This window comes from Thermoanaerobaculia bacterium (genome assembly GCA_035717485.1).
In the GTDB taxonomy this organism is placed as follows: Bacteria; Acidobacteriota; Thermoanaerobaculia; order UBA5066; family DATFVB01; genus DATFVB01.
On the sequence record DASTIQ010000206.1, the window covers coordinates 1 to 14,464 of the forward strand.

At 71.7% G+C, this 14,464-nt stretch carries 13 protein-coding genes; 7 read left to right on the top strand and 6 right to left on the bottom strand.

The genetic code is table 11. The features are described from left to right. Positions 1-95: 95 nt before the first annotated feature. Together VFS34_10735 and VFS34_10740 are read right to left on the bottom strand one after the other, a co-directional pair. Positions 96-2,369 (bottom strand): M20/M25/M40 family metallo-hydrolase, encoded by a 2,274-nt coding sequence (locus VFS34_10735; GenBank protein ID HET9794928.1) that lies wholly within the window; start codon positions 2,367-2,369, stop codon positions 96-98. A 4-nt stretch (positions 2,370-2,373) separates the two neighbouring features. Further along, positions 2,374-3,201, bottom strand: a complete 828-nt coding sequence (locus VFS34_10740; GenBank protein ID HET9794929.1) for an SDR family oxidoreductase — start codon at positions 3,199-3,201, stop codon at positions 2,374-2,376. A gap of 61 nt (positions 3,202-3,262) precedes the next feature. On the opposite strand from VFS34_10740, the gene VFS34_10745 reads away from it, so the two are divergent. The 7 genes from VFS34_10745 (at position 3,263) to VFS34_10775 (ending at position 10,223) form a co-directional block, all read left to right on the top strand. Then, positions 3,263-3,913, top strand: a complete 651-nt coding sequence (locus tag VFS34_10745) for a PH domain-containing protein (GenBank protein ID HET9794930.1) — start codon at positions 3,263-3,265, stop codon at positions 3,911-3,913. Between the two features lie 50 nt (positions 3,914-3,963). After that, positions 3,964-4,566, top strand: coding sequence for a sigma-70 family RNA polymerase sigma factor (locus VFS34_10750; protein ID HET9794931.1), 603 nt, complete (start codon positions 3,964-3,966; stop codon positions 4,564-4,566). Next, a complete protein-coding gene (locus tag VFS34_10755; GenBank protein ID HET9794932.1) occupies positions 4,563-5,048 on the top strand; it encodes a hypothetical protein in 486 nt (161 codons plus the stop codon). The genes VFS34_10750 and VFS34_10755 overlap by 4 nt, the downstream gene beginning before the upstream one ends. Next, a complete protein-coding gene (locus VFS34_10760; protein HET9794933.1) occupies positions 5,045-5,476 on the top strand; it encodes a Spy/CpxP family protein refolding chaperone in 432 nt (143 codons plus the stop codon). The genes VFS34_10755 and VFS34_10760 overlap by 4 nt, the downstream gene beginning before the upstream one ends. Positions 5,477-5,504: 28 nt before the next feature. After that, a complete protein-coding gene (locus VFS34_10765; GenBank protein HET9794934.1) occupies positions 5,505-7,241 on the top strand; it encodes an ABC transporter ATP-binding protein in 1,737 nt (578 codons plus the stop codon). After that, a complete protein-coding gene (locus tag VFS34_10770) occupies positions 7,238-8,248 on the top strand; it encodes a methyltransferase domain-containing protein (GenBank protein ID HET9794935.1) in 1,011 nt (336 codons plus the stop codon). The genes VFS34_10765 and VFS34_10770 overlap by 4 nt, the downstream gene beginning before the upstream one ends. A gap of 106 nt (positions 8,249-8,354) precedes the next feature. Beyond that, complete coding sequence (locus VFS34_10775) at positions 8,355-10,223, top strand: ABC transporter ATP-binding protein (GenBank protein ID HET9794936.1); 1,869 nt, start codon at positions 8,355-8,357, stop codon at positions 10,221-10,223. Between the two features lie 131 nt (positions 10,224-10,354). On the opposite strand, the gene VFS34_10780 is transcribed toward VFS34_10775, so the two are convergent. The 4 genes from VFS34_10780 to VFS34_10795 are packed head-to-tail and all read right to left on the bottom strand — an operon-like array spanning position 10,355 to position 14,464. Next, on the bottom strand, positions 10,355-11,218 hold the full coding sequence (locus VFS34_10780; GenBank protein ID HET9794937.1) for an ABC transporter permease: 864 nt from the start codon (positions 11,216-11,218) through the stop codon (positions 10,355-10,357). Next, positions 11,215-12,099: an ABC transporter permease gene (locus VFS34_10785; GenBank protein HET9794938.1), complete on the bottom strand. Its 885-nt coding sequence runs from the start codon at positions 12,097-12,099 to the stop codon at positions 11,215-11,217. The genes VFS34_10780 and VFS34_10785 overlap by 4 nt, the downstream gene beginning before the upstream one ends. Continuing rightward, positions 12,096-13,478, bottom strand: coding sequence for an ATP-binding cassette domain-containing protein (locus tag VFS34_10790; GenBank protein HET9794939.1), 1,383 nt, complete (start codon positions 13,476-13,478; stop codon positions 12,096-12,098). The genes VFS34_10785 and VFS34_10790 overlap by 4 nt, the downstream gene beginning before the upstream one ends. 23 nt (positions 13,479-13,501) lie before the next feature. Then, on the bottom strand, positions 13,502-14,464 hold the full coding sequence (locus VFS34_10795) for a BMP family protein (GenBank protein ID HET9794940.1): 963 nt from the start codon (positions 14,462-14,464) through the stop codon (positions 13,502-13,504).

Sequence of the window (14,464 nt, forward strand, 5' to 3'; positions counted from 1 at the left end):
GGTCGTCGTCGCCGTGGGGCCCGAAGCCCACGGAATCTCGTTCGAGTAGCCGGGCGAGGGGTCGGTTCGGGCCGGGTTCGGCCCTCGGCGCTTTTCTACAGCGTCACCCGCTTCATGACGATCGTCCCGTCTCCCGACTGGCTCGGGACTGCCGTGGCGCCTCGGCGCGACGCGAGGAACCCGGCCGACGGAGGGAGAACGGCCGTCCGGTCGGCGAGGACGAACGAAAGGGGCCCGGGCGCGGCGACGATCTCGACCGGAATTCCCTCGGCGGGAACCGTGACGCAGGCGTAGCTCTTCCATCCGGCGCCCCGCCGGAGCGCGGCGGGAGAGAGCGGGGGAACCGGCGTCCCGCCGATCGCGATCGACCGGAGCCGGGCCGCCGGGGGAAACGCGATCCGCACGATCGTCGCCCCGCGGGGAGAGGCGAGCCGGCCGGTGATCCGGCGCGCGCCCGAAAGGGCCGTGTCGCTCTCGACGCGGAGCTCGGGAGGGGCGGCGGCCAGAGACGGGGCGGGCGCGGCGAAGCCCGTCACGCCGGGCGCCCACGGATACGGGCTCTTCCGCTGGAAGGGCGCCGCGGCGGCGATGGGCGGGGGCAGCCGGTCGGCGTCCGTCTCCACGATCCACCGCGACGCGTCCGAGTCCGCGTCGCGAAGCGCGACGATCGTCGCGCGCTGCGGAGCGTCGGGAGAAAACGGCGCGGGCAGGAAGGAAGCCGCGGCGGAGAGCGCGAGTCCCGCGCCGAGGAGAGCCGCGACGCGATGCCGCGCGCGGGGAGGGAGCTCCTCCCAGCGCGCGGCGAAAAGGGTCGAAACGAGTCCGAGAAGGGCGCCGATCGCGCCCGCTCCACGGAAACCGAGCACCTCGAGGAGCATCGCGGCGAGCGGCAGCAGGAAGAATCCCCCGGCGGCATCGAGGAGCGTTTCCCCGGCGCCGGTCGGGGATGCCGCGAGCAGAATCGCCGCGATTGCGGCCGGAACGAGGAGAGGAAAGCTCGCTCCGGGAAGGAGACCGGCCGCGGCGAGGGAAGCCGCCGCCCATGCCGCGGCGATCCCGCTCCGGAGGGCGGAGGGTCCGGCGCGGCGGCCGAAGAACCCCCATGCCGTTCCGGACGCCAGGAAGGCGCCGAGCCAGATCGCGGAGGCCGCGGGCCCCGGATGCGCGATCCATCCCGCGGGGAGCGCCCCCATCCGACGGAGAGCGGCGCTGACGAGAGCCGCTCCCGCGATCCCCCCCAGAATCGCCGCCGGGAACGCCGCGAAGCCGAGCGCGAGACGTCCCGCCGAGGTCCGGCGCTTCCGGTTCTGGCGGACGATTCCGGCCGCCGCGAGGACCGCCACCGCGGCCGCGGCGGGCAGCGTCGCCGGGGCCGGCCATCCGACGACGGTCGCGCCGAAGAGGTCGAACCAGACGGCATCGCCGGGTTCGGGTTCGTCCGGCGCCCGGTCCAGCGCGCGCGCGATCTCGAGAGCGTTGTCGCCCTGATGCTGGAGCGTCGCGGGGTCGGCGTGGGCGACGTCGTCCTTCGGCGTGTGGTAGCGCGCGACGCCGTTCACGCACGCGAAGTTGACGCCCGCGATGCCGTGCGCCCGGAACACCGTCAGGTCGGTGTCGTTCGGCATCGCGCGGTAGATCGAGGAGAAGAGCGAGCTCGTCGTCGGGCGGGAGAGGCGGGAAAAGAGGCGTGCGAGCCAGCGGTTCGCTCCGCTCGTCTCGAAGAGGAAGCTGGGTCCCGTGGTCCCGCGCGCCTCGAGATTCACGTCCGCGAGGATTCCGCGCCCGCCTCCGGCCGCGGCGAACGCCTGCGCCCCGAGGAGCCCCTGCTCTTCGCCGTCGTCGATCAGGAAGACCACGGGACGGCGAAGGGGCGCCGCCCGGAGGGCCCGCGCGACCTCCAGGATCGCGGCGACTCCCATTCCGTCGTCGGACGCGCCGGGACCCGCGCCGACGGAATCGAAATGGGCGGAGAGAAGAACGGCTTTCCGCCCCGCTTCGCCGGGGCGACGGGCGACGACGTTCGCGACGCTCCCGCAGACGCCGTTCCCTCCGCACGCGAAACCGGACTGGATCTCGGCGACGTCGCCGAGGCGCCGGAACTCCGCGACGATCCGCCCCCGCACCGAGGCCGCCTCCGCGCTCCCTTCGGGGTGGGGAATTCCGTCGCCCGCGAGCTCCTCGAGGACGCGGCGGGCGCGCGCCGCCGAAAAATCGCGCGCGGGGGAAGTCGCCGGACGGGGTGCCGGGGGACGGAGGCGCACGAGGGCCGCCCCGCTCGCGACGGCGGTCGCGGCCACGCCGGCGAAGAACCTCCACAGCGCGCGCCGCGACGTTTCGCGCGGGATCGGCCGCGACGTCTCGAAGGTCACGCGCCTACCGGAACTTCGAGCGCATCCCCATATCCATCACGGCGTCGGGGACGATTCTCTTCGCGAACGCGAACACCTTCGCGGGCCACGTCACCAGATAGCGCGCCCTCGGCCGGCGGCGGGTCGCGGCCGAAAGGACCACTCGCGCGACCGCCTCCGGCGGCAGCGAGCCGACCCGCGTCTCCCGTCGGAACCTCGCGAAGGCCTTCTCGTACCACGCGTGGTACGGCGAATCGGGGTCGTGGGAGAGCGGTTCGACTTCCGCCTCGACCCGCTCCCCGAAATGCGTCCGGATCGGGCCGGGCTCGACGAGCACGACGCGGATGCCGAAGCGCTCCACCTCGAGACGCAGCGCATCGCTGATCGCCTCGACCGCGAACTTCGAAGAGCAGTAGGCCGCCCCGAACGGGTAGGCGATCCGGCCGGCGATCGATCCGATGTTGATCACGCGCCCGGTGCGGCGCGCCCGCATGTGCGGGAGAACCGCCTGGGTGACCGCGATCAAGCCGAAGACGTTGACGTCGTACTCCGCCCGCCAGCGCGCGAGGGCGATGTCCTCGACGGTGCCCATCTGGCCGTAGCCGGCGTTGTTGACGAGGACGTCGATCCGGCCGGCGAGCGCGATCACGTCGGAGACGGCGCGGTGGATCGCGGCGTCGTCGGTCACGTCGAGCGCGAGGGTTTCGATCCCCCGGCCGAGATCCGCGATCGATTCGGGGCGGCGGCCCGTCGCGAAGACCCGGTGTCCGGCCTCGGCGGCGGCGATCGCCGTCGCCCGGCCGATGCCCGAGGAGCACCCCGTGACGAGGAAGACGAGAGGACCCGGCGTCATCGGCCGGTAATGTATCCCGAACGCGTCGGGGACCGGCGGGCCGGCGCTACAATGGCGGAAAATGAAATACGCCGAAAAGCAGCTGGCTCCGGGCGAGCGGATCCTCTACCGGGCGCGCTACCACTGGATCTTCTACGGAAGGGCGATCGTGCTGCTCCTCTTCTCGATCGCGGCTTCCGCCGTGGCGCTCGTCTTCGAGGCCAAAGGCGCCGGGCCGACCCCGTCGAAGGTCGCGATGTGGGTCGCGGCGGCTCTCTTCCTCCTCTCGCTCGTCGTCTTCGCGATTCGCGGAATTCGCGCACGGACCGACGAGTTCGTCGTCACGGACCGCCGCATCCTGCACAAGATCGGAGTTTTCGCCCACGAGACGCGGCAGTGTCCTCTCGAGCGCATCCAGGACGTCACGGTCGACCAGAGCTTCTGGGGGAGACTCCTCGGATACGGCGATCTCGCGATCGAAACGGCGTCCGAGCGGGGGCAGATCCTCTTCCCGACGATCGAACATCCCGAAGCGCTCCGGACGGCGATCTGGACGCACGTCGGGCCCGGCGGGGTCTCCGTTCCCTCTCCCGAGGCCGCGGCGTCTTCCCCGCCCGCGCGCTCCGCCGCGCCGGCGGACCGTCTCGCCGAGCTGAACGACCTGAAGAACCGCGGACTGATCACGCCGGAGGAATTCGAGGCCAAGCGCCGGGAGGCCGTACGGGACCTGTGAGACCGTGTAAACCTCCCGCGCCCCCGATCGTCTGAGGAGGCGTGAGGGCCTTGAAGATCGTTTCTCCCGAAGGTGCCGAGCCGGTCGACGAGAGCCGGCTGATCGAGCGGGTTCTGGCGGGCGACGCCGATGCGTACGGCCACTTCGTTCGAGCCTACCAGCGGGGCGTTTACGGGATGGCGCTGCGGATGCTGCGCGACGCCGCCGAGGCGGAATGCGTCGCGCAGGAGGCGTTCGTGCGCGCGTACCGGCGCCTCGCCGATTTCCGGGGGGGCGCGACCTTCGAGACGTGGGTGACGAGAATCGCGGTGAACGCCTGCCGCGACCGGCTCAAGCGCAAACGCCTCGTCCTCTATTTCCACCAGCGGCCCCGCGCGGGCGAGAACGACGATCCGCTCGAGGCGGTCCCGTCGGAGGAGCCATCTCCCGAGCGCCGGCTGCAGTCGAAAGAGATCAAGGCGATCCTGCGGCAGGCGCTCGACGCCCTCTCGCCGAGACAGCGCATCGTCTTCGCGTTGAAGCACTTCGAAGAGCGGTCGATTCCCGAGATCGCGGAGCTCCTCGGCGTCGACGGCGGAACCGTGAAGTCCCACCTTTTCCGCGCGGCGCAGAAGGTACGAGCGCGCCTCGACGGATTCCGGAGGTCCCGATGAAACCCGCCGATCCCGCCGAAGCTCATCTGACCGACGGCGATCTCTTCCGGGTCGCCTTTCCGCCGTCCGGAGAGCCGGAGCCGCTTCCTCCGCACCTCTCCCGCTGCGGATCGTGCGCGCGCCGGTTCGCGGAGTGGGAGCGCGCCGCCCGGGAGATCGCGGGGCGCCCCGAGGCGTCGACCGAGGAATTCGAGCGCGCGGTGATGGCGAAAGTGCGCGCCCTCCCGCGCCCCCGGAAACGCCGATCGCGGGCCTGGGGAGCGGGCCTCGCCGCCGCCGCGGCTCTCGCCGGCGCATTCTGGCTCGGCTCCCGGACGGCGTCGCGTCCCGCGCCGGCGCCGCGGGCGGAGCCCGCGATGGAAGCGCGCGATCTCGCCGACGACGCCCTGCTCCGCGACGTCTCGCGGCTGGTCGACGGCGAGGAGGGGGCGGCGTGGAAACGGATGGCCCCGCTGCCGGACGAGAAGGAGGGAAGATCGTGAAGCGATGGTTCGCCGTTCTCGTGCTTCTCACGGCGGCGCGGGCGTGGGGCGCCCCGCTCGACGGCAAGTGGTGGAAGAACCCGCGGATCGTCCGGGAGCTCTCGTTGACGGAACCGCAGGTGGACCGGATCGAAGCGATCTTCCGGCAGGCCCGCCCGGAGCTGATCGATCTTCGCGCCGACCTCGAGAAGAAGCGGCTCCTCCAGGAATCGGCGATGGAGAAGCCGGAGGTCGACCCGAAAGAAGCCGAGCGGCGGATCGACGACGTCGAGCAGGCGCGGACACGGCTCGCGAAGGCCCGGATGGCGATGCTCCTCGAGATCCGCGGGGTCCTCACGCCCGGACAGCGCGACCGCGCCCGCGAACTGTTCCAGGAGCGGCGCGAGGGGAGGACGCTTCGCCCGCGGCCGCGGTCGTCTTCCGATTAGCGAGGGTGCCGCGCGGTAAACTTCCCGGGTGAAGGACCGCGCCGCTTTCTTCGGATTCTTCCGGCCGTACGCCGGGCGCATCGCGGCGGGTACGCTCTGCATCGTCCTGTCGACCGGCGTCTCGCTCGCGGCGCCGGGCGTCGTCGGGAGGGCGATCGACGCGTTCAAGCGTTCGGTCTCCGCCGCCACCGTGATTCGCTTCGCCGCGGTCATCCTCGCGATCTCCGCGGTTTCCGGCGTCTTCCTCTTCTTCCAGCGCCGGATCCTCATCGGCGTTTCGCGCGACATGGAGTTCGACATCCGGAACGACTTCTTCGCGCACCTCACGCGGATGCCTCTCTCCTTCTACCGCGAACATCGGACCGGCGACCTGATGTCGCGCGCCGTGAACGATCTGACCGCGGTGCGCATGATGCTCGGGCCCGGCGTGATGCAGTCGTTCAACACGATCGTCACCGCATCGATCGCGATCGCTCTGATGGTGCGGGTCAACGGGAGGCTCACGCTCCTCGCTCTCGCGACGCTGCCGCTGACGGCGGGCGCGACGAAGATCGTCGGGCAGCGCATCCACGTCCTGTTCGAGAAGGTGCAGGAGTATTTCTCGGAAATGTCCGCTCGCGCCCAGGAGAACTTCGCGGGCGCGCGGGTCGTCCGGGCGTTCACCCAGGAAGAGGCGGAGATCGCGCTCTTCCGCGAGTCGAATCTCGGGTACATGATGCGCAACCGCCGGATCATCAAGGTCTCCGCGCTCTTCTACCCGCTCCTCCAGACGCTCGTGGGCATCTCCTTCGTCGTCGTCCTCTGGCAGGGAGGGCGGCTCGTCATCGACGGAAGGATCTCGCTCGGGAGGTTCGTCGAGTTCAACCTCTACCTCGTCGAGATGGTCTGGCCGATGATCGCGCTCGGCTGGGTCGTCAACCTGCTGCAGCGGGGAGCCGCGTCGTGGAACCGCATGCGCGAGATCCGCGACCTCGAGCCGTCGATCCGCGACACGCCGCCGCTCGTGACGGGGTTCTCCCCCCGCGGGGAGATCGAGTTTCGCGGGCTCTCCTGGTCCGCCGGAGGTCTCCCGGTCCTGCGCGACGTCCACCTGCGGATCCGCGCGGGATCCTTCGTCGGCATCGTCGGCCGCACCGGGGCGGGGAAGACGACGCTCGTCTCGCTGATCCCGCGGCTCCTCGACCCGCCGGAAGGAACGCTCTACATCGACGGGGTCGAGATCCACCGGATTCCGCTCGCGGACCTGCGCGCGCAGATCGGAATGGTCACCCAGGACACGTTCCTCTTCTCGGAGTCGCTCGCCGGGAACCTCGCGTACGGCAACCCCGACGCCGAGGCGGAGGCGATCGAGCACGCGGGGGAGGTCGCGGGACTCTCGCCGGACGTCGCGAGTTTCCCCGAGCGATGGAAGACGCAGATCGGCGAGCGGGGGATCACGCTTTCGGGCGGGCAGAAGCAGCGCGCGGCGATCGCCCGGGCGATCCTTCGCGCGCCCCGGATCCTCATTCTCGACGACTCCCTCTCCGCGGTGGATTCCGAAACGGAGGCCCGGATCCAGGAGCGCCTCCGCGACGTCGTGACCCGGCGCACCACGCTCCTGATCGCGCACCGACTGTCGTCTCTCCGGGACGCCGACGAGATCGTCGTGCTCGACGACGGACGGATCGTCGAGCGGGGCACCCACGCGGACCTCGTCGCCCGAGGAGGCGTCTACGCGGCGATGTGGGAAAGGCAGAAGCTCGAGGAGGAGGTCGAGTCGGCATGAATCCGGAAGGGCTGCTTTCCCGGACCGGCGCCGTCTCCCCCGACCGGCTCGCGCGACAGGTCCGCCGGATGTACGACATGGCGCCGGACGCGCCCTTCGAGTCTCTCTCGGAGCCTCTCGCCACCTGGGTCTCCTACGCCATGGACACCGTGAAGCGGGGCCGCGACGTGTTCGAGGAACTCCGGCCTCACGGCCTGCGGAGCGGCTTCCGGTTCCTCGACGCCGGATGCGCTTACGGCGGCGCCCTCGCCGCGGCCGCCGAGTTCGGCGCGCGGGAGATCGTCGGGATCGACCACGACGAAAAGCTCGTCTCCATCGCCCGCGATCTCCTCTCCTCGGCCGGCCTCCCCGTGCGCATCGAGGCCGGCAGCCTCTCGGACCTCGAGCTGTTCGCGGGCCTGGGGACCTTCGACGTCATCACCTGCGCGGACGTGGTCGAACACGTCGACGACGCCGCGAAGACGATCAACCATCTGGCGCGAGCGCTCGCGCCGGGCGGGCTGCTCTACCTGGCGACGCCCAACCCGCGGAATCCGGCCTGGGTGCTTCGCGATCCGCACTTCCAGATTTTCGGGATCACGCTGCTCCCTCCGCCGCTCGCCCGCGAGTACGCCCGCGTCGTGCTGGGTCACAATTTCTACGATATCGGCGACTTCGGCTCTCTCGCGGGATACCGTTCGCTCCTCGAACGCGAAGGGCTTTCGGTGGAATTGATCAACGCTCCCGTGGATGCCGCCGCCGGGCTGCGCCAGCTGCATGCCGAGCTCGACGCCCTGGAAGCGGAGACGGACCGCTTCGCGGACGACCGGTTGGCGCCCGAGCTCGAGCGAGAGGTGCGCGGGCGGGCGCGCGGCCTCGCGACCGAGCTGCGCGCCCGGCTGCTCTCGGCCGAGGGAGGGCATCGCCGGTGGTGGAGCCGACGCCGCGGCGGGGAGAGCCGGGAGATCGCGCGCGTCGTCGCCGAGTATGGCGTCCAGACGTGGCATCTGCTCGGCAGGCGGGCATGAGAGCAACCGTCGAGCCTGCGGGCCGGGGTCCGTTCGCCGATCTCCGGCGCCGGGCCCCTTCCCGGAAATTCGCCGGTTCCGGGGCGGGAACGGTGGCCGCGTCCCGATGAGCGCCGCCTCCCCGCACGAAGAGGAGGTCCTCGGGAAGGCGTACGACGCCCGTCTCGCGAGGCGCCTGCTCCGCTACGTGCGCCCCTACCGGGGGAGCCTCGTGGCCGGGGTGGTGCTCATCCTCCTCGGCTCGCTCTTCCAGCTGATGGGGCCGGCGCTCACGGCCGCGGCTCTCGACGTGTCGATCGCGCCGCGGCCCGGCGCGCGGCTCTCGATCGTCGGCCGCGCGGCGACGGCCGTCGCGACGCGGCTGCACGTGCCGCTCGCGGGTCGCGCCGGCGTCGACTTCTTCGCCGCCGCGTTCCTGGCCTCGCTTCTCCTCGCGTTCTTCCTCACCTACGCGCAGGTGTGGATCGTGAACTGGATGGGGCAGCGGATCATGTACGACCTCCGCGCCGAGATCTTCGAGAATCTCCAGAGGGCCGACGTCGCCTATCTCGACCGCCATCCCGTGGGCCGGCTGATGACGCGCCTGACGAGCGACGTCGACGCCCTGAACGAGCTCTTCACGTCCGGGATCGTTTCGATGGTCGGGGACGTCTTCACGCTCGCGGGGATCGTCGTCGCGCTCTTCCTCCTGAATCCGCCGCTCGCGCTCGCGACGTTCCTGACGCTTCCGCTCATCGTCGCGTTCACCGGGTGGTTCCGAAAGCGGTCGCGGGAGACCTATCGCGACATCCGGGTGCGCCTGGCCCGCATCAACGCGTTCCTCCAGGAGCACATCACCGGGATGGCGGTCGTGCAGCTGTTCAACCGCGAGGAGCGGGCGTGCCGCGACTTCTCCGAGATCAACGACGCGCACCGGCAGGCCTACGTCCGCGCGATCTTCTATTACTCGGTCTTCTACCCCGGGGTCGAGTTCCTCTCCGCGCTCGGCCTCGCGCTCATCATCGGCTACGGCGGCAGCGAGGTCCTCCGCGGCGCGCTCTCGGTCGGCGTGCTGGTCGCGTTCATCCAGTACGCCCAGCGGTTCTTCCGGCCGATCTCGGACCTTTCGGACAAGTACAACATCCTGCAGGCGGCGATGGCCGCCTCCGAGCGCATCTTCCGGCTCCTCGACACCCGGCCGGCGATCGCCTCGCCGCGCGAACCGGTCCGCCCGCCGCGGCAAGGGAGCCTCGCCATGGAGCGGGTCTCGTTTTCCTATGCGCGCGGGGAAGGGGTGCTCAAGGACGTTTCGATCGCGGCCGCGCCCGGCGAGCGACTCGCGCTCGTCGGCCACACGGGGGCGGGGAAGACCACGATCGCGTCGCTGTTCCTCCGCTTCTACGACGCGACGGAGGGAGCGGTGCGCGTGGACGGCGAAGACGTGCGCGGGTTCGATCTTCGCGATCTCCGTTCCCGGTTCGCGGTCGTCCTCCAGGACCCGTTCCTCTTCACGAGCTCGGTCGCCGACAACATCCGCCTCGGGAACCGCGGCATCACCGACGCGCAGGTGCGCCGGGCCGCCGAGGAGGCGAGGGCCGCGGGGTTCATCGAGCGGCTGCCTCGGGGATACGACACCGTCCTCCAGGAGCGCGGCGGCGGACTCTCGGCGGGGCAGAAGCAGCTCCTCTCGATCGCGCGGGCATTCGCGTTCGATCCCGAGTTCCTGATCCTCGACGAAGCGACCGCGAACATCGATACGGAGACCGAGATGGAGATCCGCGACGGGCTCTCGCGCCTCCTCGCGGGCCGGACGTCCCTCGTCATCGCGCACCGCCTCTCGACGATCCGGCAGGCCTCGCGAATCGTGGTGCTCCACAAGGGAGAGGTGCGGGAAACGGGAACCCACGCCGAACTGCTGACGAGGAACGGGCTGTACGCCAAGCTGTACCGGCTGCAGTACCGGGACCAGGAGCTGCTCGCGCGCTCCACGGGATAGCAGGAGCAGGCGCGCCGCATCGACCGGGCCGGCCCGCGCCTCGAGGCGCGGCAACGGGAGGATCTTCACGAGCCGTGCGCCCCGACGGCCGGGGCGCGGACTTCCCCTCGCGACTCGGGACGATTCTCGCCCTACGTCTTCCCCAGATCGGCCGGCGCCCGACTCGTGCCGGCCCGCAGGGCCAGAGCGGCGAGCGACAGCACGTACGGCAACATCAGGAGCGCCTGCGGCGGAATTCCGAGCACGCCGCGCGCCTGCAGCTGGAACTGGATCGCCTGCAGGAGGCCGAAGCCGAGACAGGCCGCGGCGACGGGGAAGGGCTTCCACCGCCCGAACGCGACGAGCGCGAGCGCGACGAAGCCGCGCCCGGCCGTCATCCCTTCGAGGAACGTGTCCGAGAGCTCCAGGGTCAGGGACGCGCCGGCGAGACCGGTCAAGGCGCCGCCCGCGATCGCCGCGGCCATCCGATAACGCTTCGTCGGCACCTTGAGGGCGTCGGCGTCGGCGAGCGACTCTCCGGTCGCCCGCAGGCGCAGTCCCCAGCTCGTGCGGAAGAGGAACAGGAAGACGAGCGGCACCGAGGCGATCGCCGCCACGTCGATCGGGGTCAGGGGCCCGGCGGCGGGAGGAAGGAGGATGGACGGCCGGACGCCGCCGGCCTGCATCCGAAGGAGGACGCCCGTCGCGCCGAGGACGACGAGATTCAGGGCGGTCCCGGCGACGATCGGGTCCGCCCGCCGTCCCACGACGAAGGAGCCGAACAGGGCGGCGAGCGCCATTCCCGCCGCGGCGGCCGCCGCCGCTCCGACGAGCGCCGATCCCGAGGCGCCGGCGACCGCCCACGCCGCGAACGCGCCGGCGAGCATCTCTCCTTCGATGCCGATGTCGAGCAGTCCCGCGCGCTCGCGAACCGTTTCCCCCATGGCGGCGAGAAGGAGCGGAGTCGCCGCCGTCAGACCGGAGAGGAGAATCGCCCCGAGCCACGGACCCGTCATGCCGCCGACGCCTCGCGGCGGCGCCGGCGCCGCAGACGGGGCGCGGCCAGGGCGGCGAGCACGAGCGCTCCCTCGATCGCGAGCGCGCTCGCGGCGGAGACGCCGGCGCGGCGTTGAAGGGCCGACGAGAGCACGTTGATGAGACCGAAAACGGCCGCGGCGGCGGCCGTGCCGAGAGCGGAGAGCTGGCCCACGACGGCGACCGCGAGGCCGAGATACCCGTAGCCCGGAGAGAACGCGTCGAACAGGCGCCCCGCGACGCCGAGGAGCTCGACCGCGCCGCCGATGCCCGCGGCCGCGCCCGCCGCGACGAAGGCGGCGCCTCGCACCCGGGGAACGTCGATCCCGGCGAATTCGGCGGCCCGCGGACCCGCTCCCGCCGCGAGGAGGCGGAAGCCGGCCTTCGTCCTCCGGAGGAAGACCGCGAGCACGACGGCGAGCGCCGCCGCGATCAGCACTCCGGCATGGAGCCGGGTTCCGGCGGCCAGGATCGGCAGGCGCGCCCCCTCCGGGACCGCGTCGCTCTGCGGAAACGTCCGCGTGCGCTCCTGGAGGAATCCGTGAACGGCGACCGAGACGAGGCCGGAGGCGACGAAGTTGAGCAGGATCGTCGCGAGGACGTCGAGGACTCCGCGGCGGCGAACGAGCCATGAGGCGAGGCCCGCCCAGAGGCCGCCGGCGGCCGCTCCGGCCGCGAGCGCCGCCGCGGCGACGAGGGCGCCGGGCGCCGCGAGCCGGGTCGCGACGGCGGCCGCGGCGAGAGCCCCCGCCAGGAACTGTCCTTCCGCGCCGACGTTGACGACTCCCGCCTTCCAGGCCACGAGGAAAGAGAGGGCGCAGAAGAGGAGGGGCGTCCCCTTCACGAGGAGCTCGGAAATCATGCGGGCGGCAGACCGATCATCGCGCGCCCGATGCTCTCGAGCGGCGTGTCGGCGGGGAGCGCGGCGGAGAGCCGCCCGCGGTAGAGCACGCGGATCGTGTCCGCGACGGACCGTGCGTCGTCCAGGTCGGACGTGACGAGGAGCACCGAGCCCCCGCGGGCCGCGGCGGCCGAGAGCGCGGCGAGCGTCGCGCGCGAGGCGGCGAGGTCGAGGCCTCGCGTGGGCGAGACCGCCAGCAGGAAGGCGGGCTCGCGGCCCAGCTCGCGCGCGAGGATCGTCTTCTGCTGGTTGCCTCCCGAGAGAGCCCGCGCCCGCTGGCGGGACGAGGACGCGACGATGTGGGTCGCCGCGACCGCGCGCTCCGCCGCGTCCTCGTCGGCGTCGGGAATCGGCTCGGCGAGCCGGAGGTTGTCGGCGATCGAGAAGTCGAGGATCAGCCCTTCGCGCTGCCGGTCGCCCGGAACGACGGAGGCCCCGCTCCGGCGGAATCCGCCCCGGCCGACCGCTTCGCCGCCGACCCGGACGGAGCCGGACGCCGGATCCCGCAAACCCGCCACGACCTCCGCGAGCTCGTCCTGGCCGTTCCCGTCGACGCCGACCACCGCCGCGATTTCTCCCTCGCGCACGACCAGCGAGAGATCGTCGAGCGCCGTGGCGCCGGCGGAAGACGTCGTCGAAACGCCCTCGACGACGAGCACGGGCGGGCCGGGCTCGCGCCGCGTCCGGGGGGACGGTTCGGCGCCTTCGAGGAACAGCCGGGCGATTTCCTCCGGCGACGTCGATTCGCGAGCTTTCGTGAAGACGCATCGGCCCCGCCGGAGGAGCGTGATCCGGTCGGAGATCGCGAACGCTTCCGGGAGCTTGTGGGTGATGAAGACGACCGCCGCGCCGCGGCGCGCGGCTCCGCGGACGGATTCGGCGAACGCGGCGATCTCGGCCGGCGCGAGGACCGCCGTCGGCTCGTCGAGGAGGAGGAGGTCCGGGCGGCGGAAAAGCGCGCGGGCGAGCTCCAGGCGCTGTCGCGCGCCGACGGGAAGACGGGCGGCTTCCGCCCCGGGATTTCCCAGCGCGATCCCGGTCTCCTCTTCGATTCGCCGGAACCGGCGGGCGAGCGGCCGGGGAGCGAGCGGGCGAAAGCCGGAATCCTCGACGGCGAGGCACTCCGCCGCGGTCAGGCCCGGCGGGATCGCGAAATGCTGGTGGACATGACCCACGGTTCCGGGAACGGAGACCTCGCCGGAATCCGGGACGATCCGGCCGTCGAGGACGTTGGCGAGCGTCGATTTTCCGGCGCCGTTCTCCCCGAGCACGGCGTGAATCTCGCCGGGCCGGAAATCGATCGAGACCTCCGAGAGCGCCGTCGTCGCGCCGAACCGCACGGTGACGCGGCGGAGCGAGAAGGTCAGAAGTTTCCCCGCGGAACGACGAGGGCGCCGGAGACGATCGCCGTCCGAGCCCGCTCGATTTCCCCGGGAAGACCGGCGGGAAGGCCGGCCTCCCGCTTCGGGTTCCACACGAACGAGATCACTCCGTCCCGGATGCCGAAGCGGATCGACCGCGCCTTGAACTTTCCGTCGCGGACCTCGCGCGCGACGGCGACGAACGCCTTCGGAATGTCGATCACCGCCGACGCGACGATCACGTCGGGCGCCAGGGCGTTCTGGTCCTTGTTCGTCCCGAACGCGAGGATCCTGCGCTCGCGCGCGGCCTGGAAGACGCCCGCCCCCGCGGCGTCGGCATTGTGGATCACGACGTCGCAGCCCTGGTCGGCGAGCGCGAGGGTGGCCTGGCGGGCGGCGGCCGCGTCGTCGAAGGAGCCGGTGTAGACGGTGCGGACGACGGCCTTCGGGTCGACGGAGCGCACGCCTCCCTCGAACGCCAGGAAGGTCGAGGCGACCGAAGGAATCTCGACGCCGCCGACGGCTCCGACGACTCCGGTCTTCGAGAGGCGCGCCGCGGCCATGCCGCAGAGGTAGGTGGCCTGCTCGAGCTCGAACACCATGGGCGCGACGTTCGGCCGGATCGTCGACCCGGAGGTCGTGATGAAGACGGTCTTCGGGAAATCGCGGGCGACGCGGGCGGCCGCGTCCTGGAACTCGAAGCCGTGGCCGAACTCGAGCCAGGCGCCCCGGGCGGCGAAATCGCGGAACTGCTCTTCGAATTCGGACGGCGTCTTGACCTGGACGTGGGCGACGGGGACGGCGAGCTCCCGATGGATCTCCGCCAACCCCTCGTAGGCCGCGGCGTTCCATCCGTGGTCGGTGACGGGGCCCGGGGTGAGCAGCGCGACCCCGGCCTTCCCTCCGCCGCACCCGCCGAGGGCCGCCCCCGCCAGGACGACGATCGCGACGGGGAGCCGTTTCAC